Source organism: Clostridium fungisolvens (genome assembly GCF_014193895.1).
Classification (GTDB): Bacteria; Bacillota; Clostridia; order Clostridiales; family Clostridiaceae; genus Clostridium_AR; species Clostridium_AR fungisolvens.
Genome location: NZ_BLZR01000001.1, coordinates 951,361 through 977,857, shown reverse-complemented (window position 1 = coordinate 977,857; position 26,497 = coordinate 951,361). Strand labels below are relative to the sequence as shown.

Below are 26,497 nucleotides of genomic sequence, written 5' to 3'. Positions count from 1 at the left end.
CTTTAATTAATCATCAAAAGCAAGTATGTCACAGCGTGACATATCATAACCTTACTATATCACGCTGTGACATACTTGTAAACATTCTTTTCCATATATTCAATTAATATTAATTTTAGACAATTAATACATCAAGTGATATTATATTTATAGATTATTAAAGTAGAGTTATAATTAATTAAACAGCGTTACCAAATCCACTTCAACCCTGCATTTTATGCGTAACTTTTTAAAAAGTTTTAATTTTAAAAAGTTAAATTTATATAAAGTTAAAAAGTTATAAAAATTGGAGGTGCTCTTTTGAAAGTACTAGTAACAGGCTTTACCCCTTTTGGAGTAGAAGCTATAAATCCATCCTTTGAAGCAGTAAAGGCTTTGCCAGATAAAATTGATCAAGCTGAGATCATAACTCTTGAAGTGTCAACGGTGTTTCATGAATCAATAGAAATCCTAGATAAAGCAATTGAAATAAATAAGCCAGATATAGTTATTTGTGTAGGACAAGCAGGTGGAAGGTTCGATATAACTGTTGAGAGAGTTGCGATAAATATAGACGATGCAAGAATTGCAGACAACAAAGGAAATCAGCCTATTGATGAACCTATATTTTCTGATGGACAGCCAGCTTACTTTGCTAATGTTCCTATAAAGGCAATGGTTGAAAAGATAAGAGAATCAGGTATTCCAGCTTCGGTTTCAAATTCAGCTGGAACCTTCGTATGTAATCATATTATGTATGGTTTAATGTATCTTATAGATAAGAAATATTCAAATGTTAGGGGAACTTTTATACATGTTCCATTTATACCTCAGCAGGTAGTTGATAAGTATAATGCTCCTTCTATGGAATTAAATTTAATTACGAAAGCATTGAAATTAGCCTTACAGGCAGCTATAGAAAATGCTACTGGTGATATAAAGACTGCACTAGGGAGCATATGTTAGTTCTTAGATAAATGAAAGAGAAAATATGGTATTCACCAAGTTTTCTCTTTCATTTATTGATTTATTTTTAATTTTTCATTATTTTAAAAAATACTTCATTAACTTATTACTAAATACCTAAAATGTATTTTACTGCCTCTAGTACATTCTCTGCAATATAATCGGCGTCATATTCCTGCCAAGTATGCCTATACTCTGATAAGCTTCCTTTACCTACTCCAGTCATAACTAATATGCCTTTTGTTCCAGCATTTCTAGCTAAAACAATATCATTCATTCCCATATCACCTATTACATAACTATTTTTTAGATCTATATCATATTTTTTAACCGCATCTTTGATTAATCCTGGCAATGGTTTCTTACAAGAACAACAATCTTCCCTAGTATGGGGGCAGCAGTACACTTCATCAAGATGTGCACCTCTATCAGCTAATTGATTGCTCAGAATACTAATTTTGTAATCGAAATCCCTTTGAGAAATTATCCCCCTAGATATATTACTTTGATTTGTGATTACAATAGCTAATATCCCATTTTCATTTAATAGTTTTACTGCTTCAATTGAGAATGGATAAAACTCAAAATCAGTGATATCGTCTATACCTGTCCCACCAAGGGTTCCTTGCAAATCTATAAATGCTGCAATCTTGCCTTTAGACATATTTATTCCTCCAAACTTTACTTAAAAAGCTTTCTCCTTTATCGGCAAAAGTAAATCTATTTGAATAGTGCTATCCTCTGGAGATAACATATATTTGTTTATATAATTAAGATGCTCTTCCATACACTGTCGTTCTATCATTTCATCTTTATAATTCAACTCATATTTATCATTATTTTGTGTCCAACTATATAACCTAGCCCATTCATCAAAAGCTCCCATAGGAATCATATAAGCACAGTACAATCCACCTTGAAAATACTTCTTAGTAAAAGGTGGCTTCACTTCAAATCCTTCTGGTATAGTAACCCATCTTTCATAACCATGATCACTTCCATCTGGAATATTTCCATTAGGATTATTAAATCCGTAATGCCTAAAATCCGGTTTAACTTCATAAAGTTTCGATTCTCTAATAAACTGATTCAAAAGCTTTCCTGTTTCGATTTCTGGTAATCCACCTATACAACGAATACTAGCCACTGTAGCCGGTGGTAGGTAGATGATTCTTACATCCTTATCTTGTAATTTGCTTAAATTCTCACTGGCCTTATTTAATTCCTCCATTGACTTTTCTCCTTTAACATTTATTCTAGAAAGGACTAAAGGTTCAACAACTTTTAAAATATCATGATCTTCAAGTAAATCGAAATTGATACCAATTTTTGTGCTTTCACCTAATCGTTCAATTAAACTATTTAAGGTATTTTTTATTGTAGATAAAGCTGCTATCTCGTTATCAATCTCCAAAATGTTCTCTAAAAATATTTCAACTATGTGTGTTTGCTCAGTATTTTGAAAAATAGATTTTATCTGCTTTAGCGAAATCCGTAACTTTCTCAAAACTATTATCTGTTGCAGTCTTCTTATATCTGATTGATCATAAGTACGGTACGCATAATCCTCTTTCTTTTTACTTTGCAAAATTCCTATTTGTTCATAATACCTGAGGGTCCTTGTTGAAATATTAAAATTCTTTGACACCTCACTAATTGTCAATAAATTCATTCCTTCAGCTCCTTTCTGACTTAATGATAAAGTACGACACGACGTCAAAGTCAATAGTTTCCAGTTTTAATTAATAAAAAAGATTAACTATTCCTTTCTCGCAACATGCTGCTTCTATACAATATTATACAAAGGATTTCCAACTAGCCGCAATCTATTACATGATTAAAGCAATCTAATTTATACAAGTTAGAACAATTTGTAAATTAAGTAAAAACATTCTTGACTTACATAGAAGTTCTAGGTAATCTATATACATAGAACTTCTATGTAAGGAGGTGCACTTTTGCTATCAAAAGATTTAACTGCAGCATCAACAAGACCACTTATACTTTCATTTTTAGCTAAGCAAGAAAGTTATGGGTATGATATTATAAAAAACATTCAAGAGCTATCAAATAATGAAATAATCTGGAAGGATGGGACTCTTTATCCCGTTCTAAAAAAATTATGTGAGAGTGGCTTAGTTGAATCTGAATGGAAAACTGTAGATGGAAGGAAAAGAAAATATTATAGAATAACAAAAGCTGGATTAGAAACCTTGGAGAGCGAAAAGCTCCAATGGCAAATAGTAAATGATACTTTAACTAATATGTGGGGGAATTCTATATGTTTCAATTAGAAAAATCATTAATGGATTGGAAGAAAAAACTGTCTGCTAGTAATTCACTAACCAACTCTGATATTGAAGAACTAGAAAGTCATCTACTAGATGAAATAGACGCTCTTAAGAAAAAGACCCTAACTGAAGAAGAAGCATTTTATGTTGCTTGCAGCAGAATAGGCTCAGTAGATCTGCTTACAAGTGAATATAGTATCGTTAATTCAAATTTTTTATGGATAAAAAAATTCCTTTGGCTACTTAGTGGATATCTAATAATAAGTTTCTCTGAAAAACTTATAACAACCTTATCTATCTTTATTACTACTACCTTCTTTAAAAGAATTGAACTACATGCCCATGAACTTACCTACATAAGTTTTGCTGTAAATATTCTTTTATCAATAGTGATATTATGTATTTTATTTCTACCTAGAATTAGAGGAATTGCATACTTTCAAGCTAAGTTTAACTACCTACTTGTATATAAGAAGTGGCTACTAGTTGTAGTATTTATTATATTTATCTTTATGAATACTATAGGTTTTTCATTTATAAATCTTCCTATAATGAGGAATGTGGGAATGTCTCAGTATGGTTATATATCAGTAGGACATGAATATTCTGGATTGATTTGGACGATCACATTATGCTTGCTATTTATTTTATTATCTTTTAGTAATAGTAAAAAGCAAGTTAATTAGACGTTGATTTCATATAGAAAACAGGTATCCAGCTTTAATCAGCTTACGCAGAAAAATGTTGGTTAATAATGAATCACATAAACTCATACAAAAGAAAAAAGCTGAACACCCGTAGCCCATACGAGACGTTCAGCTTTTACCATGTACAATAAGTTTCAAATATTCCTTTTCAATTTACAAAGTGGCCTCCCGTCTTCCAATTAACCCGATTAACCTTCCAATTAACCTAGCTACAAAATTTCATATCGATTTTTAATATAAAATTATTGAAAAACAATAAATAATAATGTATAATTTATACTACATTGGAAATAAATTGTTATGTATAGATATGGAGGATGTATTATATGCGTAAACTTTTTCTAGGTATTATTCTTATGCTGATACTATTGCAGTCAACAATTTTATATTTGTTTTTTAGTGATAAACTTTCGCTGTATCCAAATAACTTAGTGGAAATAACTTGGATCTGCATATCTTTATTATCCATTTTATTTGGAGTTTCATTTTTTATATTAAATAAAAAAGTAAAACTACCATTGGTAACAGTATCAATCGTTTCATCACTTGGAATAGTTATTTTTCCATTTATGCTTTTTAAAAACTGGATTATTGTATTAGCTATAATTATACTGGCATTTGCTTTACATCTTTATACCTACAAAGATAATAAACTTTCTATATTACCTGTAATATCAGCAATAATGGGAATTTATTCACTTGTGCTATATTTGCTAATGCACGCTATTACTTCAATGTAACTATAACTCACAACTTTCTTTTTAGTTCTCTAAACTCTGATGGTTTTATTCCTTCTATCCGCTTAAATATCTTAGCTAAAGTTCCATGATTATAATATCCAACTCTCTCTGATATTTCTAGTACTGTTAACCCTGTATTTTCAAGCAATTCTTTAGCCTCTTCGATTCTTCTTCTATGAATTAAATCCAAAACGTTATATCCGAATTCCTTTTTGAACATATGTGAAACATAAGTATTACTCAAGTTGAATCTTTCAGATATACTACTCAGAGAAATTTGAGGATCTTTAAAATGCTTTAATATATAATTATAAACCACCTTCATCTTGCTCTTACTTTTTATACTATTATCTAAGATTCTTATTCTTTCATAAATTTCTAGAAAGTAAGCCTGTACCTCATTAACATCTGAACAAGCTAATATTTTATGTATATCATCAGTGCTCAAAATATCACCACTTTTGAATCCATCCCTTTTTGAGTTCATGTACTCACCAAACATTAAAAAAATATCAATAACACCGTATATTAGCATCTTGTTTATATGATCTGGTAGAGTGCTTTTTATCAGCATATTAGTCAGTTCATAGAGAGTTACACCTGCACTTTCGATATCTTCTCTGTAAAGTTCTTTTACTAGTTTAAATTGTTTAATAGTCCTTTCTTTATTAAAATTCTCAATGTCAGCTTTGTCTGTAGCTGTATATTCACTTAAACCCTTTTCGCTCTTCTCAAATGATGTGTTCTTTATCTCTACGCTACTCTCATCTTTTACCTTATTAATTCCAAACATAGTATAAAGTTTTTCATCATAACAAATATTTGATTTCATAGAAAAGACTCCTTCGCCTCCATATAGTAGCATCATAATAGTTAACAGGATTATTATTTTAGTAATACAGTTCTAATAAAGCATATTGATTTTCATATAACATTGGACATACATAGCAATTTTCATATTGCTATAGATGAACCACTTCGTAATAGAATTTATATTTTTAAATTCTCTCACCAGAACCCGTGAGAGTTTTAAAAATAGATTTCGGATCGAAGTGGTTCATCTTTACATATGTCCTAATTTATTCTATGATTAAAAGATTATTGAAATTGATAAGTTCATTAAAGCATCGGATGACTAACCAATCAATTTCAACACTTTGCTTTAACAGAGTCAAATTCATTATATTATTTCCATACGATGTTCTTTGCAAATGTATCAAAGAGTTGAGGCCATGTAAACCAATCATGTGCTCCATTTGCCAATTGGAACTGATATGGTATGCTATTTGCATCTAACATTTCTAAAAATTTTAGGGTGTATTTATCTGAATTAAATCCTAAGTTATAATATGCCATATCATAGCACCCAGCGCCTACAAAAAGCTTTGGTGTACGCAAAGCATCAGTGTTCTTAGTTAAATCAAGTGCAGCATTAGCACCGCTGAATATTCCAAAATATCCAAAGTCAGTTGGATGTGCATAATATAAATTAGAAGCTGTCAAAGCCCCCATTGATAAGCCTGCAAAAGCACGATCTTTAACATTTTTAGAAACATTATAATGTGATTCCATATAAGGAATTATATTTTCCATCATATTTTTATTTATATTAACGAAGTTCCATCCAAATGCACTATTATCCATTGTTACTACAATTGCTGGCTCAGTTTTCTTTTCAGCAATTAAATTATCCATTATGTTAGCTGCACTTCCGGTATTAAACCAATCTGATTCATTACCCCCACCGCCATGTGAAAGATATATTACCTTGTAAGGTTCAGTCCTATTTGCATCATATCCGAATGGAAGATAAATACCAAGTGGTTGTAGATCAGTTGTAAGTAATCCTTTGGTTGAATACTTCACAAAGGAAACCTTACCAGTTTTTGCTCCTTCTTTTGGTAAAACATATGAATAATCTGTCACTTGCTTTTGTTTGTCAAATGGTATATATGCCATGCTAAGAGTCTGTTTCCCTCCATTAACGTTAGTTATAGGCATATTTGCAGGATCAGCTACCTTTGTACCATCAACAACATATGAATATGGATATCCTCCACTTGGAAGAGGCATACTTATTGTCCAGAAATCAGTGCCTTTAACTTTTGTCATAGCCTCCTGATATACTGCACTAGTAAGAGGAAACATATCTTTTGTCCATTGATAAGGTGTATAACTAGTTACGGATGTATTAGGATAGTCCTGTCCAGTCCTTGCAAAGGTGAATTGACCATAAAATTCTACCTTAGTAGCTGTTGAATTCTTGTAAACAAAGGTTGCTGTATAGCCTGTAGGCGAATTATTATCTGGTCTAACAGTGACACCTTCTTTTTTTATTCCAGTATCAGTTTTCACTCCAATTTGTTGTGCTCTTGCAGGAACAACAAAGGATGCCATTAAAAACACTAAGCTAAGAACAAAATTAATAACCCCAAATCTCCCATTCTTTCTTTTCATTTTCTAACCCCTTTCAATTTTAAAACTCAGGTGATAGATAATGTGTAAACTTCTGCATGCTACCTACACATATATCATGCGATTTCGAAATCGTTTTCTTAAGTTCATCATATCACCCTGGATTTTACTGGTAAAGATTGTGTTCTTTAGGTAGGTGTTCATTTTTTATCTCTATATAAGGGGTTTATGAAGGTTAAATCCATACATGCCCGATAATCACATAATCTAGTGATTACCGGGCATGTATAAGTTAATAATTTAGTTAGCAATCATCCTGTACTTAAGTTAAAAAATCTATAGATGAACCACTTCGTAATAGAATTTATATTTTTAAATTCTCTCACCAGAACCCGTGAGAGTTTTAAAAATAGATTTCGGATCGAAGTGGTTCATCTTTATATAAGCCCAAACTCCTTCATTGCATTATAGATGCCATCTTCAAGAATGCTTGAAGTCACATAGTTTGCTTCTTTCTTCAAAGCCTCTACTGCATTTCCCATAGCAATTCCAGTCTTCACTGTTTTAATCATCTCTATATCATTATAACCATCTCCAAAGGCAAAGGTATCCTCCATATTCATCCCTACTAATTGTATAAAATGCTCAATGGCATGGGATTTTCCCCAATCTTTAAAGGATACATCTGCCGACATATGTGGTCCATGAGAATTAAAAACAAGTTTATCTTTAAAATACTCAATGCATTTGTTCAAGCACTCTTCTTTAGAATAAAATATATCTAAGGTATTAACCTTAATATTATCTATATCCCATTCTTTTAATAAGTAAGGTTCACCAGTGAACATAGAATTGTACTCCTCAACTCTTTCAATGGGCATATTATATGCATAGCCCTCATGAAGACCATTAAAGCAACAGCTTATACCTAATTCATCAAAAGACTTTTGCAGCTGCTTTACTGTGTCTACATCAATTAATCTATGATAAACATCCTTACCTTCATGAACTATATGAGTACCATTCCCAGCTATATACCCATCGAACATGTCCTCACCAAATTCCTGAATAATAAATCTAATTGGTCTCCCACTGCATACAAAAGCTAAGTTACCTCTTTTTCTAAACTCTCTTATAGCTACCTTAGTGCTTTCTGGCATTATAACCTCATTGCCATTAGAGCTAATTAATGTTCCATCTATATCAAAAAAAGCTATTTTCTTCTCCACGTTCCTCACCTCATTTTATAACTTACATTTATATACTTATATCTTGTGCTAAAGCATTGATAAATGTATATATTCCTATAATTTTATTTTAGACTATTTTAAAAATACTTCTAAAATTAAGTGGTTATACAGGAGATGCTCTATGAGCGAGCTATTAGAATTAAATGATTTTATCATATGGAATGGCGTTAATAAACTGTACTGTTCGAACGTAGTGAGTTTACAGTTTTAGCCATGGAATATGACAAAATCATATTAATTCTTTGCGTAAGCTCATTAAAGCATCGGATGGATAACCACTTAATTTCAACAGAATATTAAAGTCATAAACTTTATATGTCTGTAAAATCTATTAGCTTTATATTATTAGCTTCTATATATTTAACAACCTTTTCACTTTTTAGAGTTACAAGTTCATAAGCTCTTTGAGTATTATAGCTGCTCAAAGTTAAAATATCTTTATCGATATATGCTGGGTGAGTCATTAATTCCATCTCATTTAAGTATTTGCTTTCTTCTAATATCTTTAAAAGAGACTCTTCACTTATATTTTCCTGTCCGTAAAACCTTTCACAAAAGTTGTGAGAATGTATAACACCTTTTGAATCCATATACTTTCCAGCATCACTTGTAAGTCCCCTCATTGGAACCCCTAACTCTTTAGCAAACTGTACAGCAATTGCAAAATTTTTCTTTGTTGCTCCATGATGAAAATCTATATGTGTAGGTTTAAAGCCTGTACTTAAGAACTTATCTATTTGTGCTCTATACTCTTTTCTTATTTCTTCTTCATCAGCAGCTTCTATCTTTTCAAAATTATGTTCAAAGTTTCCTTTTTCATTTACTAAGGTTTTTAATCCTTCACTTATTGGTCTACCTGCAGTTAATACTAAATGTATACCTACTTTTAAATTTTTGTTTTGTCTCATTAATTCTATTCCATGTTCAAAGCCTGGCCCATTAGTAAGCATTGAAGTAGAAGTTACAATTCCTTCCTTAAAAGCTTCAAGAATACCTAAATTGACACCTCTAGTGAACCCGAAATCATCTGCATTTATAATTAGCTTCATAGTAAAACTCCCCTTTATTCTTTTTATATTCTAGTCCTTATTTATTAATTAAAATATTTTTCTTTATAAACCTACATCTTTAAAGAATTCATAACTGAACTACTAATTTATATGAACTCTTTAAAGATGTATTAACTAAATACTGATTGTATTCCAGAAACCCTCTCACCTTTTAATAAAAAACTTATAAAATATGAACTCAATTATAAGTTGTCCACCTATATAATTATAGTTAAGTAAACCTTTCCATTCAACCTAGGCATGTTAAATTATTGTAATTTTCAGATTTTGAAAAAATTCTTATAGATCCAATAAGATTTCAGAAGAAATCTTTTTCACCTTACTTTATCTATACTAACTTTTGGGGACGTGTTTTAAATTTCTATGAACTTTAATAACTTTAAAAACTACTTATAAAGATATAAACAAAGGTGCTGCTATTGATATAATATATATCTATAGATCAGCACCTTAATTTCAAAACATTACTTTAGAAAATTACATAAGTTTACTTTGTTAAGCTCTGAATAAATATCTCCAGCTCTTTCTCTTTTAAAAACACCTGTCCAATTTGTCCATGCCTATTGTCCTGTCTTTTATCAGTATGAAAGTCTGAGCCAGCGGTATAGAACCAGCCTTTTTTTTCAGCTATAGCTTTAAAGTACTTGGTATCCTCAGTAGTATTTTTTGAATATATTGCTTCTATTCCGTCAAATTCTAGTTGCAAAATATCTTCCAAGTTCTCTTTTTTTACTTTTACAGGATGAGCTAATACTACGGATCCACCGAAATACCTCAAAATATCTATACCTGTTCTAGTATCTATCCTATTTTTTATTTCATCTCTTGTTATTGCTATCTCAGATCCCACAAGTGATTTGAGCTCATCGATCTCATGGTTTCTAATATGTTTTAATACCTTTTGGAATGTTATATCTTTATATTTATCATTCATAAAATAACTTAAAACATGTACTTTTTTTCCTTTGTACCTTGTTGATAATTCTAGTCCAGCTATAACCTTAACTCCTATTATATCTCCAATTCTTTTTGCTTCTTCAACACTGTCAGTTGAATTATGATCTGTGATTGAAATTATATCTAAGCCTTTTTCTTTTGCCATAACTATAATTTCAGAAGGGGTTCTATCCCCATCTGACGCAACACTATGCATGTGAAAATCACCTTTAGTATACATCTCTCTCTTCCTTGTAAATTAATCCTTATATATAATATCCAAATATCAACTATTAGTTACCAATTAAGATTTATTATCAATTTATTAATTATGAAAATCAAATACTTTGACATAATGGAGTATTTTTAATTCAAAATAAACTTTTCTATTACGTGGGCCACTCCATTTTCTTCATTACTCTTAGTTATATAATCAGCTGCGTTTTTAAGGCTATCCACTGCATTACCCATGGCAACACCTAACCCTGCATATTGTATCATGTGTATGTCATTTTCATGGTCTCCAATGCAAATAACCTCGTCCATACTTATTCCTAAACTATTGGCAAGCATTTTTACACCTATACCCTTGTTTACTTCTTTATTTAGAAATTCTAAAAAATATGGTAAACTTCTCACTACAGTATATTCATCATGAAATTCCTCATCAATTAAACCTGAAATCTTATCAATTATTTGTTCTTCATCTATAAACATAATTTTATTTATTACTGTATCTCCCTGCAAGTCTTCAAATCCTATTTCTTTCAATGGTATTGAGTTAAGTTTAGCTTCAAAAAGACTATATTTACTTATTTTTGGGGTAATGCACTCCTTATCAGTATGTATATGTATATTAACATTTAGTTTTTTACTTAATTCATATATCTTATTCAGGTCACTAATTGTTAACCCCTTTCTACCTATTACTGTTTTGTCTCTAGTCTTTTGTACAAGAGCTCCATTAAAAGCAACAACATAGTCATCCTCTAAAAGGTTTAACTGTGATATATAATTCTTTATTCCATCTATAGGTCTTCCTGTGGCTAAAACAACTTTAATTCCCTTTTCCTTTGCTAGCTCAATAGCTTTAGCGTTGGCCTTAGATATTTCCCCGTTGTTATTAAGTAATGTACCATCAAGATCAAGTGCTAGTAGTTTATACATATTTATCCTCCGTATATAATTTCTATAAAATCTCTTCAATATGGTAGCAAACTAAAGCTAAAATAAAGAAACTGGGTATATTAATATTTAATAGCCCAGTTTCAAATAATTAATTTATATTACTCGCCGTAACCTACATATTTTCCAAGCAATTCTTTCTTATTAGGGATTTGTCCTGGTCCAACTGCTTTTGTAGAGATTTCTACTTGATGTTCTAACTTTCCATCATAGAATAAACGAGAACGCTTTTGCTGAGCTTCACTGAAGCTTACTTTAATTTCTCCATCAACTAATGTTAGCTCTCCACTAATTCCACAAACTGGGCATTCCACTTCATTTTTATTGTACCTTACAGTAAGCATATCGCAATGACATACTGGACAAATGCCTTCATCAGCACCTCTCCATTTGTTCATTTCTTTTTCTGAATCACTATTTAAAGAATCAGCAATGTTTTTACCCATTACCACCATACGATCCATTACTTCTTGATTTCCTACTACATGTTCATGAGCCATAGCTCCAAAGTATTCATATTTATCTACTACATTTATTCCCATAGATATTGTGAATTCGTACATAGATGGCATAGCAAAGGATAACCAATTTTGTGTCATCGCTCCACCTACAGTAATCAATGCAGCTACTCTTGGCTTAAATGATCTTTCATCCGGCAATTGCTCTGGAGCTTTTCCCCTTGCTATTCCTGTCTTTTTTGCTTCTGTTCTGAAAGCAACATCATGAGATGGTCCTAATCTATCGCATACAGTCTTAAACCTACCTGTTGGCGCCAATACATATGTAGGTGATCCTACTATAACCGCATCACATTCCATTAAAGCTTCATCGATAATATGCATGTCATCTTTTAAATGACACTTTCCACTTCCACCTTGTAACAAGCCAACTACACATGCTATACAACCTGTACAGTCTTGAATATTTAAATCATCTGCACGGATAAACTTAACTTCGTTACCAGCTTTTTCGCACTCCATTAATGCTGTCTTTATCATAACTTCGGTATTACTCATTTTTCTTCCAAATGAAATACCTAATACTTTCTTCTTACTCATCAGAATTATTCTCCCTTTTTTATATGGTGCTAGTAACCATCCTTATTTTGCTAGCACCATAAATACTAATTTAGTTTATTACAACTTTTCTAGTTTTTGTTCCCTCGAAAGGTACTGGTATATACGCAACTCTCAATACTGTTGTTAATTTAACATCATGTTCACCTTTAGAAAGTCCGCCCTCTTTCTCAACAAATACAGTAGCTTCTTGGCCGTACTCCCATTTGTAAGTAGTAACTGTTTCCATTTCATCTAAAGTAAAATAGTCTTCTCCGTTTGAACTGAATCTTATACTTTCTCTTGGTACCTCTACTCCATCTACTTCTACTTTCACATCATGTACCATAGATAACGGTACTCCTCTATAGTAAGTAATCAATGTTTTCAATTCAAATCCATTTACTTGTCCATCTTTATTTGATACATTTTTACAAGTACCTTCACTGAATACGTAATTATCAAACATGCTGCTTTCCTCCTATCTTCCTAGCTTAGCTATATATTTCTTTAGCATTTCTTGATGTTTTCTAACTTGTTCAAGTTCTATAACTTCTTCTCCATCAAGAGTAAATCTATTTCCTTCGTACTCAGTTGAAATATATCCTTCATATCCCTTTTCATCTAAGTACTTAATTAATTCATCATATGGAATAGAATATTCAACACCTTCTTCTGTCATTTCATATACTTTCCCATGAATGTGCTTAACATAAGGCATATGTTCATCTAAGATACTAAAATCACTAGTTTCATACCCATCAGAAAATATAGTGTACATATGGTCAAGTTCATTTTTACATAAGTCTAATAATTCTTTAGGTCTGCCCCCTTGCTTAGTAAAGAATTGCTTTGGATCAGTTCCACTTGCAAAGATATCATCTATATATTTGATAACTTCTTCATTTACCCCTAAGCTTCTGAAGTAGTTTGTTGCTACTCTTGGATGTCTTCTACAGAATATTCCTGTATCAACTACAATACCTAAATATGGTGATTTTGTTTTATGAATCACATCGATAAATGCTTTTGTCATAGGATTATCGAAGCTCATTCCACCATGAATCTCTAAAGCTAAAGTTACATCATATTTCTCTGCATAAGGTAATGCTGGTTCTATGATTTCTGCTGGTGTTTTTGATACAAGTCTAACTAATTTGAAGCCTAAACGATGAGCTAGTTTAATCTCTTCGATTAAAGCATCTGTAGCTTCTTTAGTTGTTAATGTTCTATTTTTATATAAACAAGTGTTTATAAAAATATCATTACAAACTGGCTTAACTTTATATTCAGCCATAAGTCTATCCCATTCTTTTAATGACTCTTCTGATGGATGTGGAGTTCCTTTAAGCATTTGATCGCTTATGAATTCCATTTCTGCTCCCATCTCTTTTAAAAATTTAAATATATCCTCTAAATTCATCTTTCCTCTAGCATAATGATCTTGTAAACTATAAAAACTTACTGAACGTTTAATATTTGACATATCTATCTTCCTTTCTTCTATCTTATTTGCATTTATTCAAAATCTATTGATCTGCCTGTTGCTGCTGATTCTCTTACAGCTTCCATTACTGCTAAAACTCTTCTTACTTCAGGTATCTTAACAAGTAATTCTTCTTTTCCCTCTAACGCATTTAAATAATTTTCAAAGAACATAATATGAGCAACATTTACCTTAGGAAGTTCTTCTGTAATTAATACTCCTTCTGGTGGTGGTCCAAATGAACGGGTTGGACCTGAAGCTGTCATAGTAGTCTTTCCTGGAACATTTTTAAGAAGTCTTGTTGTTCTTGCAACTTTTCCTACTGGCTCAAAGCCATCACTATACATACTTCCACTATCTCCACCTATGAACCAATGTCTTTCAAACCACTTTTCCTTGTCCGCTAAGAAATATGTTCCTAGTTCAATTTCTCCTGTTATTCCATTTTCAAATCTAAATAGTATCTTAAAGTAGTCATCTACTTCCTCATTAATAACATTTCTTAAATCAGCAAAAATAGTTGTTATTTTGCTATCAACCATGTAAAGCAATTGATCTATTAAATGAACTCCCCAGTCATATAACATACCACCACCATACTTTTTGAACACATGCCAATCATGCATATTTCCGTTTATTCCATATAGCATAGATTGAACAGTAAATACATTTCCTAATGCTTTTTGATCATATACTTCTTTTGCAGTTCTAAAATCTTCGTCAAATCTGCGCTGTTGATGTACTGTAAATAACACACCTGTATCTTTTACAACTGCTACCATTTCATCATATTCTTTAACACTCATTGCTGCTGGCTTTTCACAAATGATGTTTTTACCTGCCTTTGCAGCTTTGATTACTACTTCCTTATGAACATGGTTACTTACTGAAATTATTACTGTATTAATATCCTCTATCTTTAAAAGCTCATCAACGCTAGTAGTTTTTATAACCCCTTCAGTAATTGCATCTTCCATTCTTTCTTCTTGTATATCACAAATTGCAACTACTTTTGTAGCTTCTAATGAATTTAAGGTTTTTTCGTGAATGTGTCCCATAAATCCAAAGCCTATTATTCCAAAATTGACTTTCATTTTTTATTCCTCCTTATCTAAATTACAAAATTTCTTAAATATCTTGTTGTTAGTATTACTGATTTTTTGCATTCTTCTATTGAACCTTCAAATGCTTTATCTTCAACTTCTATGCATGTGTAGCCTTTATATCCTATATCTGTTAATGCAGAAACATATTTTCCCCAATCTATATCGCCAAGACCTGGTAGCTTAGGTGACATATATTGTAGTGGTGTAGCCATTATTCCTACATCATCTAACTTATCTTTAAATATTTTTATATCCTTGTAATGAACATGGAATATTTTATTCTTGAATTCATATATTGGCTTAATGTAATCTATATGCTGCCATACGAAGTGGGATGGGTCATAGTTAAGTCCAAAATTATCGCTATCAATTATCTTGAATACTTTTCTCCAAATAGCTGGTGTTGTCATTAAGTTTTGTCCACCTGGCCATTCGTCATTAGTAAATAGCATTGGGCAGTTTTCAATGGCAATTTTTACGCCTTTTTCTTCTGCGTATTTAACAATTGGAGGCCATACTTCTTTTACTATTTCTAAATTTTCTTCAACTGTCTTATTTGGAACTCTACCTAAAAACGTTGTAATCATGTTTACACCAAGCTTGCTGCTTGCTTCTATAAGCTTATATAGGTGATCAACATAAACTTTTCTCTTTTCTAAATCTGGATCTAAAGTGTTTGGATAATATCCAAGTGCTGATATTTCCACACCCTTTGCATGGCAGTAATTTTTTATATATTGAACATTTTCTTCGCTTAAATCTGATACATCTATATGTGATACTCCTGCATATCTTCTTTCTGCTTTTCCCTTTGGCCAGCAGCAAACTTCTAAACACTCTAAGTTATTTTCAGCAGCAAAGTCTACTAATTCTTCAAAATTTAAATCTCCTAGAATAGCACTGTTTAAGCCTAACTTCATAATCATACAACTCCTTTTTATATTTATATAAAATCAAAACATCAATCTATCTTTAACACACTCTTATTGTACATTTTTAACACCTGTAAACGCATTCTTTTAATTATTCAGTTCTACCCATTATGTTGGTTAATTAAAAGTATTTTTGCTTATAAATATAAAAAGATTAAATTTTCGATTCTTTTTTTTAACATTTCTTATTTCACTAACTTTCACTAACCTTTTTTGAAACAAAAAAGCCGCTTAAAATATATTTCTTTATATCTTAATCCGGCTAAATGGAACTCTTATTTTTTATTTATTTTTACATGTTCAACTAAAACCTCTGAATTTAAAGAAATTTCTTCTACAGTTGCAGATAATTCTTCTAAACTTGCAGCTTGATTAGTTGATATTTGTCCTAATTCATTTATTGTTTGCACTATCACTTTCATACTATTACTCATTTGAGTAAGTGCTGAGGAAATCTTTTTAGAAGATTCAGCACTACTTAAAGCTAATTTTCTCATTTCACCAGCTACTACGGAAAAACCCTTACCATATTCTCCAGCCCTTGAAGACTCTATTGCAGCATTCAGTCCAAGAAGATTAGATTGCTTTGAAATATTTTGAATTAACTTTATAGCTTCGCTACCTTCACTTATTAATTTTTCTGCATTTTGTGTATTTTCAACTATGAAATTCAATTTTTCTGACAAATGAACTGCGCTGTTAGCTATTTCTGATACTGTTAAATTAGTTTCATTAAGTGAATTCTTTAATTCTTCTGTAGCTACCGCAATATCTTCATATTCCTCCATATTTACACTTAAACCAAACCATCCAGCAACTTCATTTTTTTCATCTTTAATTGGAACAGTAATACCTTTAAACGCTATTCCATAAGTTTTTCTATCATATATTTTAGAAAAACTTCTCTTCTTTATATATATGTTTTCATTAATTCCGTTTTTATCCATAACATTATTATCAATAACTTGATTAGTATACATAGGAGCTTTTGATTTATTTCCATCTAAAGAATATATGCATTGTTCTTTATCACAGATATTTATTGCAGCATTTCCTTCAAACAATTCACTAATAATTGGTGCTGCGTAAATCATTCTTTCAAAAACTTTTTCCATTTCAAACACCACTTCCTTTTTAGTGTACTACCATCCAAAATTTATAGATAAGTGCTGGAATAAAACAAACTGAGAATAGTTATTTTAATAGCTCAGTTTAAATTTATTTTGTTATTATATATCTAATACCAATCTTACTCCACCATAAATCCCCGCATCATTTCCTAGTTTTGCAAGCTCAAATTTAGTTCCTTCACAGGCATGAAATGCTTTTTCAATAAAGTGTTTTCTTACTACATTAACAAGAATCATTCCTGCTTTTGATACTCCACCACCTATAACAAAAACTTCTGGATCACATACGCAAGATATTGTGGCAAGTGCGCCTCCTAGCTTTTCACCCAAATCTTCAACTAACTTATTAGCTAACTCATCACAGTTCTTTGCCGCATCAAATATGTTTTTTGCTGTAATTTCATTAATTTCTCTTAAAATAGATGGGCTATTATCACTATTTAAAAGCTTTTTTGATTCTTTTACTATTCCAGTAGCTGAGGCATATTGTTCAAGACAGCCTGTTTTGCCACATCCACAAGTTTCTATTTCATTTTTAACAACTTTAATATGTCCAATTTCTCCTCCTGCACCATTGGTTCCTGAAATTATGTTGCCATCGATTATAATTCCTCCTCCAACGCCTGTCCCAAGGGTTACCATTACAACATTTTTATAGCCTTTTCCTCCACCTTGCCACATTTCTCCTAGTGCGGCAACATTAGCGTCATTACCAGCCTTTACTGGAAGATCAATCATTTCACTTAGGGTTTCTTCTACATTAAATATCCCCCATCCCAAGTTAACACATTTTAGAACTGTTCCATCGCTGCTAACAGGACCAGGAACACCAATCCCAACCCCTACTACATCATTCCTATGTATTCCTTTTTCCTTCAGTTTATTTTTTATTTCCGATGCTATATCATCCAAAATATATTTGCCATTGTTCTCTTTTCTAGTATCAATCTCCCACTTTTCTAATAGAGTTCCTTCAACGTTGAACAACCCCATTTTTATAGTTGTTCCTCCTATGTCTATTCCAAATCCATATTTCCTCATTTTGTTTTCTCCTCACTTTCAAATCTCTTGAAAAACATTAAAAAGACTCACGCTGATTAATTCAATTTTAACTTTTCATATAATTTATGCGTAAATGCACAGATATTACTTAAAATCCAACACATTTACGCATAATTATTAAGCGTTAACTATAAAATTTAATTTTTATAATTCTACTGGCTTTCCAGTTTCAGCTGACTTGTAGATTGCTTCTAATATTTGTGTTACTACAAAAGCTTGTTCTGGCTTAACTAATGGTTCTGTATCATTTAATATAGCATCAATCCATTGAATAGCTTCAGCATCTCTTTGTTGTAATGTACCTGCTCCTTCAAAACCAAATACTCCGCCGGCATCTGAAGGTTGAGATTGAACTAGTTTACCATGAGCAGCTTTATTAAATACAACATATCCTTGGTCTGCAAAAGCTAGTCCAAACATTTCTGCTCCAGCTTCAGTACCACATAGTGTTACTTGTGCTTCCTTTGCATTAATCATGTTTATTGCCCATGCAGCTTCTAAATAGATAGTTGCGCCATTTTCCATTTTTATAAATCCAAAAGCTGAATCTTCTGTTTCAAAAGTTTCAGGGTTCCATGGTCCAAACATATTTCCTTCTGGTTTGTCCTTTAATTTTTGGAATACTGATCCAAATACAGTCTTTGGCTTGTAATTATCCATGAACCATAATGTTAAGTCTAATGCATGAGTTCCGATATCTATTAATGGACCTCCACCTTGCTTAGACTTATCTGGGAATACTCCCCATGTAGGAACTCCTCTACGTCTTATAGCATGTGCTTTAGCCATGTATACTTCACCTAATTCACCATTTTCACAAGCCGCTTTTGTTTCAAGTGAATCAGAACGGAAACGATTTTGATATCCTATAGTTAATTTCTTTCCTGTTCTTTTAGCTGCATCTAACATTAATTGAGCTTCAGCACTGTTTATAGCCATTGGCTTTTCACACATAACATGCTTGCCAGCTTCTAAAGATGCCACTGTAATTTCTGAGTGAGAAACGTTTGGAGTTAATACGTGAATTACATCTATAGTTTCATCTTTAATTAATTCTTTGTAATCAGTATATACTTTAGCATCTGCTGTACCATATTGTTTTGCAGCTTCTACTGCTCTTTCTTCAACGATGTCACAAAATGCAACTAATTCTACCTTATCTGTTAATTTTGATAATGCAGGGAAATGCTTTCCATTTGCTATTCCTCCACATCCAATAAATCCAATCTTTAATTTTTTCATATTAAAAACCTCTCTTCCTAATTTATAATAATTTTTTACATTTATATTTCTCTTAGAACATCTTTATTGTACCTTTTAAGCCACTGTAAACGCATTCTATTAATTATTCAATTCTATTTATAATTTTGCTCAAATAACTATTTCTTTTATTTTTCAAAAAAAATATTAATAATTCAATCTTAAATATTAACATTCTCTATTAAATTTGCTATTCATAATTTACATATATATAATCAAATACAAATCTTTCATTGTGGCATATAAGACTTTAACAATATCAAAAGAGAGAAAGTTTTATATGACAGAATGAATATAGATTTTTAGATTGTATATATACTATGGACAAAAAATAACTGCCTATGAGCATTATTTTTTCTAATGATCACTGGCAGTTAAAAATAATATATACAATTAAGAAAATGGATACTTACATCGGATTATGCATTACGTTTATTATTTAGCTCTTCAACAATTTGTGGGTGAGTCTTGTCTAATTTATAAAATAATATAGAGAGAATTTGTAATACACTACATCCAACTGGTATTCCATAGAAAAGTATGTTAATAGCTTTAACAGCTGAAGGGGTAACATTTGCTGCATTGTAGCCAACAAATGCTAATGCGTATCCTACCAATGCACCACCAACTGCCATACCTACTTTAGTCGCAAAACTATATCCTGCGTATAATGTTCCCTCAGAACGCTTACCAAATTTCCATTCATTATAATCTACAGAATCTGCTATCATACCAAAAACTGATCCTGAACTTACTCCCCCTAAAATGTTACCAAAGAAGTAAATTGCAATGAATACAGTCTGATTTCCTACGAATAATGGCATCAAACAAAATGATAACGCATATACTGCAGTTCCAATGATATTAGCATTACGATGTCTGAATTTCTTAATAACAGGTGTTGCTATTGCTGCTGAAACAAGCATAGATGCATACATCAATGGTAATAATATTGAAATCATAGCTGGGTTATGAAGTACTTGCAAACAGAAGAATATTGTAATAGATACAAATGCACCAATTTTTATAAACATCAATAATGAGAATATAATTGTTGAAACCCATGGACCATTTTTTAATGCTGCTTTATATGTTTCTATTACGCTAATTTTTTCATGGGAAACAGATCCAACTTCTAAATAACGTTCTTTACAATTCTTAGAGATTATCATAAAACTAATAAAGCCAATTACAGCAAATAAAATAGTTGTTAGTAAAAAACCTCTTTGTTGATTTCCAGCGCCCAATAAATTTACAAGTGGCATTGTAAGTGCTGTAACTAGTATATTTCCAAGTGCCATTCCTAACATTCTAAAACTTGATAATTGTGCTTTATCATCAAGATTTCTAGTCATAAGAGGCATTAATGCACCATAAGGTATATTTACAACGGAATAAAGTATACCTGCTATAATATATGTTAAATAAGCATACATTACTTTAAATGAAGCATCTGCACTGATTGTCGTAAAGGAAAGTATAAAGAATACACATAGTGGAATTATCCCAAACATTATATATGGTTTAGTACGTCCCCATTTAGAATTTGTACGATCGATAAAACCTCCGATTACAGGATCAATAAATGCATCTAAAACTCTTGATACAAGAAATATTGTACCTGTCGCTGCTACTGGGATTAGTGCAACGTCAGTGTAGAAATAAAGCAAGAAACTTCCTATAACTCCCCACATTAGATTGGAAGCAAAGTCACCAATTCCATAACTAAACTTTTCTACAAATGATAACTTACCATTAGAAGTGCTGTTTACAACGTTTAAATTATTCATATAATTCCTCTCCCCTCAAAATTTCACATTAATATTTTAACTAAGTTTTATAACATTTTGATTAAAAGTACTCTCCTCCCTAAAGTTATATTTTCCCTCTTATACATTAGCTCCTCTCTACAAAGTTTCTTAAATCGTTATCATTAGTTTACATCATCCGTCCATGTAAACGCATTCAAACACTTATTTACTTTTACATTAATAGTTAACTAATATTTCTTAACCACACAACTGCGTTAAAAAACATTAAAATTTCAAGTCAAAATATTAATTTAATTATGAAATGAGAAAAGCGATTCAAAGAAATATTCAATTTCTTGAACCGCATAATAATTACTAACTATATTCAAAAGTAATTTCATAAAGATTTACTTCATGTGGTGAGAGACAACTTTCTAACTTCAATTCATCTATGCTTTCACTATAGAAAACAGTTTGTTTTGGTATACAAATTTGTTTTAAATAATCAATTTCATCCCTTTTAATATTATAGATAGCATTCATATTTAACCACTCATCAAAAATACTCCCATGCTCTCTATTCAATGTATATTTCTTTATACGATATCGACCGCTTTTAATTCCTTTCAATGCGATATTTATATTTAAATATTGCTGATTTTCATAAATATTATAATATTGTTCTAGACTTACTGGTGTTTCTTCCTTCAAACAATAGAAATAATCAAAATGTTTATAATTATAGGTAATGATCTCATAATTATAAGAAGATTTCTTAGTTATTATATATCCATCCCCTTTTTGTATTAAATCATTCCCAAGTTTAGAAAGCATTTCATAAGCATAAAACCCTGGCTTGTTTATTCCGTTGGCACTAATTAGTCCCATATCTCCGTATAATAGGTTTTTTGAATCTTTCAATTCCCCAGAAATATCAGAGCAAAACCAATAACCAAAACTATCAATTTCGTCTAAATTATCAAGAATATTTTTTGTAATAAATGTTGCTTTAAAGGTTGTATCGTTAGCAGGATGACGATGAGATATGCTAGAGTTATATTCAGTGACATGTATCTCTGGAATACTTGTCCCCGATGTTTTAATCATCTTGCGAATTTTATCCAACCTTACTTTTGAATAATTTTTATCCTTTGAAGGTAATAAGTGCGGTAGATATTCTCCTTTTTTATATGCTTTGTTCCTATCTTTATCGCTTGCTTGCTCAGTTTTGCTATCTTCTATTAATTCATATGGATATATTGATATAGAAAGAAAATCTAATTGTATGCCCGTTTTCTTCACCTGGTTTAAAAACTCATCAAACCACTTCATATTGACTTCAGGATTAAAACCTGGTCCACCGACTTTTGCACCTGGCACTATTCTTTTAATTATATTGTAGTAGCTTTGAAAGTTTTTTAGATATTTTTCAAAATCCCCATTCCAAAAGACATACTCAATATCTCCTTCTTTCCAAATCTCAAAATACCATTGTGATACTTCATTAATTCCATATCTATTTATAGCATGTACAATAAACTTCTCCAACAACACTAAAGATTCTTTGAATCCCTTATGTCTTTTTGATGAATCCTTAAAATACATTACTTTATCAGTAGCAAGATTTAAAACCTTAGCCTTATTCCCTAGCTCAATGAATGGCTTTAAATTTATGCTATATAAAAAATCTATCAATTTATCTATTTTCGTAAAATTGTAATATTCTTCGTTATCGTTTTCTTCTCCGAAATTAAACATTTCATCACTAAATATCCCTTGAAAACGGGCATATTTAAATTTAATCTTATCCTGTATATTAGTTAAATGTTGTTGTAAATCTGATCTCAGCCCATCCTGAGCATAACCAAGATTTATTAAGTTTCTCCATGAATGTATTATAGGCTTTACCGTTTCAACATTTGCCTCTACATCAACATTGATTCCTAAACTATGTTCTAAAAGCTTATTATCTGACTTATCTTCATTTGATACATACTTTGTTAACTTTTCAAAAGCTTGATTATAATCAACTTTCATAATCTCAGACTCTACTTTTTCATTATGAATCTTATTGCTTTTTGACGTTTTTTTTCTAACTTCATTTCGATATTCTGCTGGCGTGGTATCATATACTTCTTTAAAGATCTTATTGAAAGCTACTAAATTAGGAAAACCATTATTCATTGCAACTTTAGTAATTGAATCATCAGTTCGAAGAAGCTCTTTTACCGCTTGAGTTAACCTAAATTCATTTAAATATTTTGAAAAAGTCATTCCCATATTTACTTTAAAAAACTTTGATAAATATTCTGGCGTTAAATATTGAGAATCTGCAACATCCTGTAATGATATCTGCTGATTATAATTTTGCTTAATATATGCAACTATATTGTTTATACGTTGTGCATACTTACTGCTTTTAACCTCTAGGTTCTGTATAGAATAGTCTTCTGTGATTAAAAAATTTGTGTTTAATGTATATGTAATGTCATATAGCAGAGACATGATCTTAAATTCATATCCAGTATTTCTATTTGAATATTCATACATAATCTTAGCTAATATACTTCTAATGTCGTCATAATGCTCGTTCTCGTTTATGGAAGAATTACATAAGAATAAACTTTGTTCTCTTCTAACAAGACTAGTAAAGAAATCATTTTCAATTTGCATTGATAAAATTAAATTCTCTCCCTCTCCATGTATTTCATAAACATCACCACTATTAATTAACACCACATCTGACTCTACTAATCTATATCTTTGGTTATTTATAACTACCCCTAATTCACCTTTTAGTATAAATAGAAATTCTACGTATTTTTGAACACTTGAGGAGATTACTTTTATTTTATTTAAATAAACTCTTATAGGTATATTCGTATTATCATTAGTATTTTTTCTTGTGTTACTCATATTACACACTCCCACAATAAAAAGTTTTACCGTTCTTATAAACCAAAAACATAATAATATTTTAAGTTTTATGTACTGGTTCTAAATGCATACTTATAAAAATCACTTTGTTTCATCATTTGCATACACGAAAGTCTAATCTTCAATTCTAAAAACAGATAAAAATTTATGTTATTCTCAAGTAAATATGGTCCAAATCACCAATGGTTTACACGAGGTAAACATTTAATGTTCTATAAACTATTTTGCTACAAATTATCCTATATGTAAAGCTACTTATAAAGCTTCTTCTTAAAATATAAGAAGAAAAGACAGCTATACGCTGTCTTTTCATTAAATTTATACTTTATATTATCATTTTATTTAAGCTTAATCCTTATAACTGAAGCAGAATATTTATCAGGTTTATACACAAAATTCTTAGAAACCTTATCTAAAGTCTTTGTCTTTAAAGTAACCTCTTCTGGATGCGCAAAGGAATTCTTCATCATCTCCAGCTACATACTCAAATATGTATTTCAGAGTATTATTTAAATTGCATCTTCTGGAAATATAATTCCACCTTTATTTCTTGCAATGGTCTGCACTTCACTAACTATCAAGCTATGATCTAGCATCTTGTAGCAGCTTTCTAAATCGTTGTTTTTAATCATACTAGCAAATTCAATAAATTCATTAACCATTCTGTGTTCATAGTTATTTTTGTTGATTTTTGAACTAGATCCATCATTCATTAATAACTCAAATCTCTCACAAACATTAGCTGGAGTATCTTGATATATGCATCCTTTATTACCTTGGATATTGTTTGCAATAGGTGCCTTACAATCTTTTGCTCCAACACAAACACATTTAAACTTTCCATAGTCTAACATTAATATTCCTGATGTATCTATGCCTCTCTCAACATTTGGATAGTACTCAATACCCTCAGGTTTTCCAAATAAACCTACTACATAATGAATGTTATATATATTTAAGTCCATTAATGCCCCACCAGAAGACTTAGGGTTAAAGGCAGGCAATATATTTCCTTCCTTAAACTTATCATATCTACTAGAATATTGAGAATAGTTACATTGAACAATTTTAATATCTCCTAAGGTCGGAACCAACTCTTTAATTTTTTTATAATTAGGAAGATATTGAGTAGTAATTGCTTCAAAAATAAATAATTGTTTTTCTCTAGCTAAATCACTTAAAATTACCGCTTGTTTATATGTTGATGTAAATGGTTTTTCAACGATAACATTTTTATTTGCTTCTAAGGCTTTCTTAGCAAATTCAAAATGTAGATTATTAGGTAATGCAATATAAATTGCATCTAAATCCATGTTTAATAATTCATCATAATTATAGAAAAGATTCTGTATGCCATATTCATTCTTGAGTTGATTCATCGCCTCTTTACTTCTTTCAGTTCCACATATGGCTACAAACTCTATGTCTTTTAAATTTGAACTTGTTGATAATAAGTCTCTTACTATCATTCCCGATCCAACAATACCTAATCTCATATTATTTCCTCCTCATCTTATGAAAAACAAAGCAAATTTAGTTAAGAATACTAATTCTTTGAAATAACTCTTACCCCATTTTCTGTAGCCATTATTAACTTGGTAACTTCTCTAGTAAATATAGAGGTTCCAACTACACCTACAATATTATTTAACTTATCATTTAATTCTTTAAAATCATCTACAATATCGAACTTTATATCTAGTATAAAGTTGTTATCATCAGTTACTAAGTACCCATCCTTACTATTAGTGGTTCTAACTAAAGGCTCACCACCTAAGTTTTTAACCACTTTACTTACATAACTTAAGGAATCTTTAACCACTTCTAAGGAAATAGGATATATTACACTTAATTGTTTTTTATACTTTTGTTCATCTATAAGTAAAACATAATCCTTTGCCATTGAGGCAATTAACTTTTCTTTTACGAAAACACCTCCACCACCTTTGGAAGCATAGAAGTTTTCATCAACCTCACCACAACCATCAAAGGCAACATCTACTTCTTCTACAAAGCAGGTTGGAAGCACTTCTATGCCATTTTTGATACACATACTCTTTGTATTATCAGATGGTGTTACTGCTTTAATTTTGAGGTTATTTTCATCTATAGCTTTACTTAACAGCTCAATTAAACAAGAAATAGTTCTTCCTGCGCCTAAACCAATTACACTATTGTTTTTTATATATTCCATGGCTTTTTCAGCACTTAATTTTCTTAAATTTTCTTCATTCATATT

25 protein-coding genes are annotated in these 26,497 nt (G+C 30.8%); 4 read left to right on the top strand and 21 right to left on the bottom strand.

Annotation, left to right across the window (positions count from 1 at the left end):
• Positions 1-300 precede the first annotated feature (300 nt).
• Entirely contained in the window at positions 301-945 is a 645-nt protein-coding gene (gene pcp, locus bsdtw1_RS03760; protein WP_183276269.1) for a pyroglutamyl-peptidase I, read from the top strand.
• A gap of 109 nt (positions 946-1,054) precedes the next feature.
• On the opposite strand, the gene bsdtw1_RS03755 is transcribed toward pcp, so the two are convergent.
• Both bsdtw1_RS03755 and bsdtw1_RS03750 read right to left on the bottom strand, forming a co-directional pair.
• Positions 1,055-1,609 (bottom strand): D-glycero-alpha-D-manno-heptose-1,7-bisphosphate 7-phosphatase, encoded by a 555-nt coding sequence (locus bsdtw1_RS03755; RefSeq protein ID WP_183276268.1) that lies wholly within the window; start codon positions 1,607-1,609, stop codon positions 1,055-1,057.
• A 21-nt stretch (positions 1,610-1,630) separates the two neighbouring features.
• Complete coding sequence (locus bsdtw1_RS03750; RefSeq protein WP_183276267.1) at positions 1,631-2,617, bottom strand: MerR family transcriptional regulator; 987 nt, start codon at positions 2,615-2,617, stop codon at positions 1,631-1,633.
• Positions 2,618-2,903: 286 nt separating this feature from the next.
• Here bsdtw1_RS03750 and bsdtw1_RS03745 point away from each other — a divergent pair, with 286 nt between their 5' ends.
• From bsdtw1_RS03745 to bsdtw1_RS03735, 3 genes are all read left to right on the top strand, one after another.
• Positions 2,904-3,239 carry a PadR family transcriptional regulator gene (locus bsdtw1_RS03745; RefSeq protein ID WP_183276266.1) on the top strand — a complete coding sequence of 112 codons (336 nt, stop codon included), beginning with the start codon at positions 2,904-2,906 and terminating at the stop codon, positions 3,237-3,239.
• Positions 3,227-3,922, top strand: a complete 696-nt coding sequence (locus bsdtw1_RS03740) for a permease prefix domain 1-containing protein (RefSeq protein WP_183276265.1) — start codon at positions 3,227-3,229, stop codon at positions 3,920-3,922. Before bsdtw1_RS03745 ends, bsdtw1_RS03740 begins: the two co-directional genes overlap by 13 nt.
• 347 nt (positions 3,923-4,269) lie before the next feature.
• Positions 4,270-4,683: a hypothetical protein gene (locus bsdtw1_RS03735; RefSeq protein ID WP_183276264.1), complete on the top strand. Its 414-nt coding sequence runs from the start codon at positions 4,270-4,272 to the stop codon at positions 4,681-4,683.
• 7 nt (positions 4,684-4,690) lie between these two features.
• On the opposite strand, the gene bsdtw1_RS03730 is transcribed toward bsdtw1_RS03735, so the two are convergent.
• The 19 genes from bsdtw1_RS03730 to rpiA all read right to left on the bottom strand — a co-directional run bounded on the left by bsdtw1_RS03730 (position 4,691) and on the right by rpiA (position 26,494).
• The gene (locus bsdtw1_RS03730) at positions 4,691-5,515 is read right to left on the bottom strand and encodes a helix-turn-helix domain-containing protein (RefSeq protein WP_183276263.1); all 825 of its coding nucleotides are present in this window, start codon (positions 5,513-5,515) and stop codon (positions 4,691-4,693) included.
• A 353-nt stretch (positions 5,516-5,868) separates the two neighbouring features.
• Positions 5,869-7,140, bottom strand: coding sequence for an alpha/beta hydrolase-fold protein (locus bsdtw1_RS03725; protein WP_183276262.1), 1,272 nt, complete (start codon positions 7,138-7,140; stop codon positions 5,869-5,871).
• A 395-nt stretch (positions 7,141-7,535) separates the two neighbouring features.
• Positions 7,536-8,327, bottom strand: coding sequence for an HAD family hydrolase (locus tag bsdtw1_RS03720; RefSeq protein WP_183276261.1), 792 nt, complete (start codon positions 8,325-8,327; stop codon positions 7,536-7,538).
• Positions 8,328-8,659: 332 nt separating this feature from the next.
• Positions 8,660-9,397, bottom strand: a complete 738-nt coding sequence (gene chbG, locus bsdtw1_RS03715; protein WP_183276260.1) for a chitin disaccharide deacetylase — start codon at positions 9,395-9,397, stop codon at positions 8,660-8,662.
• A gap of 508 nt (positions 9,398-9,905) precedes the next feature.
• A complete protein-coding gene (locus tag bsdtw1_RS03710) occupies positions 9,906-10,595 on the bottom strand; it encodes a PHP domain-containing protein (protein ID WP_183276259.1) in 690 nt (229 codons plus the stop codon).
• A 125-nt stretch (positions 10,596-10,720) separates the two neighbouring features.
• Positions 10,721-11,521: a sugar-phosphatase gene (gene yidA, locus bsdtw1_RS03705; protein ID WP_183276258.1), complete on the bottom strand. Its 801-nt coding sequence runs from the start codon at positions 11,519-11,521 to the stop codon at positions 10,721-10,723.
• Between the two features lie 119 nt (positions 11,522-11,640).
• The gene (locus tag bsdtw1_RS03700) at positions 11,641-12,597 is read right to left on the bottom strand and encodes a flavodoxin family protein (protein WP_183276257.1); all 957 of its coding nucleotides are present in this window, start codon (positions 12,595-12,597) and stop codon (positions 11,641-11,643) included.
• Between the two features lie 70 nt (positions 12,598-12,667).
• Positions 12,668-13,063: a C-glycoside deglycosidase beta subunit domain-containing protein gene (locus tag bsdtw1_RS03695; RefSeq protein WP_183276256.1), complete on the bottom strand. Its 396-nt coding sequence runs from the start codon at positions 13,061-13,063 to the stop codon at positions 12,668-12,670.
• 12 nt (positions 13,064-13,075) lie between these two features.
• Entirely contained in the window at positions 13,076-14,080 is a 1,005-nt protein-coding gene (locus tag bsdtw1_RS03690) for a sugar phosphate isomerase/epimerase family protein (protein WP_183276255.1), read from the bottom strand.
• A gap of 32 nt (positions 14,081-14,112) precedes the next feature.
• A complete protein-coding gene (locus bsdtw1_RS03685; protein WP_183276254.1) occupies positions 14,113-15,174 on the bottom strand; it encodes a Gfo/Idh/MocA family protein in 1,062 nt (353 codons plus the stop codon).
• A gap of 17 nt (positions 15,175-15,191) precedes the next feature.
• Entirely contained in the window at positions 15,192-16,106 is a 915-nt protein-coding gene (locus bsdtw1_RS03680; protein WP_183276253.1) for a sugar phosphate isomerase/epimerase family protein, read from the bottom strand.
• 287 nt (positions 16,107-16,393) lie between these two features.
• A complete protein-coding gene (locus bsdtw1_RS03675; protein WP_183276252.1) occupies positions 16,394-17,233 on the bottom strand; it encodes a methyl-accepting chemotaxis protein in 840 nt (279 codons plus the stop codon).
• Between the two features lie 114 nt (positions 17,234-17,347).
• Complete coding sequence (locus tag bsdtw1_RS03670) at positions 17,348-18,289, bottom strand: ROK family glucokinase (RefSeq protein ID WP_183276251.1); 942 nt, start codon at positions 18,287-18,289, stop codon at positions 17,348-17,350.
• 165 nt (positions 18,290-18,454) lie between these two features.
• Positions 18,455-19,552, bottom strand: coding sequence for a Gfo/Idh/MocA family protein (locus bsdtw1_RS03665; protein WP_183276250.1), 1,098 nt, complete (start codon positions 19,550-19,552; stop codon positions 18,455-18,457).
• Between the two features lie 437 nt (positions 19,553-19,989).
• Positions 19,990-21,360 carry an MFS transporter gene (locus bsdtw1_RS03660; RefSeq protein ID WP_183276249.1) on the bottom strand — a complete coding sequence of 457 codons (1,371 nt, stop codon included), beginning with the start codon at positions 21,358-21,360 and terminating at the stop codon, positions 19,990-19,992.
• Between the two features lie 336 nt (positions 21,361-21,696).
• Positions 21,697-24,237: a GH39 family glycosyl hydrolase gene (locus bsdtw1_RS03655; protein WP_183276248.1), complete on the bottom strand. Its 2,541-nt coding sequence runs from the start codon at positions 24,235-24,237 to the stop codon at positions 21,697-21,699.
• Positions 24,238-24,596: 359 nt separating this feature from the next.
• Positions 24,597-24,725, bottom strand: a complete 129-nt coding sequence (locus bsdtw1_RS23580; protein WP_280514121.1) for a hypothetical protein — start codon at positions 24,723-24,725, stop codon at positions 24,597-24,599.
• Positions 24,726-24,767: 42 nt separating this feature from the next.
• Positions 24,768-25,754 (bottom strand): Gfo/Idh/MocA family protein, encoded by a 987-nt coding sequence (locus tag bsdtw1_RS03650; protein WP_183276247.1) that lies wholly within the window; start codon positions 25,752-25,754, stop codon positions 24,768-24,770.
• Between the two features lie 50 nt (positions 25,755-25,804).
• A complete protein-coding gene (gene rpiA, locus bsdtw1_RS03645) occupies positions 25,805-26,494 on the bottom strand; it encodes a ribose 5-phosphate isomerase A (protein ID WP_183276246.1) in 690 nt (229 codons plus the stop codon).
• Positions 26,495-26,497: the final 3 nt, after the last annotated feature.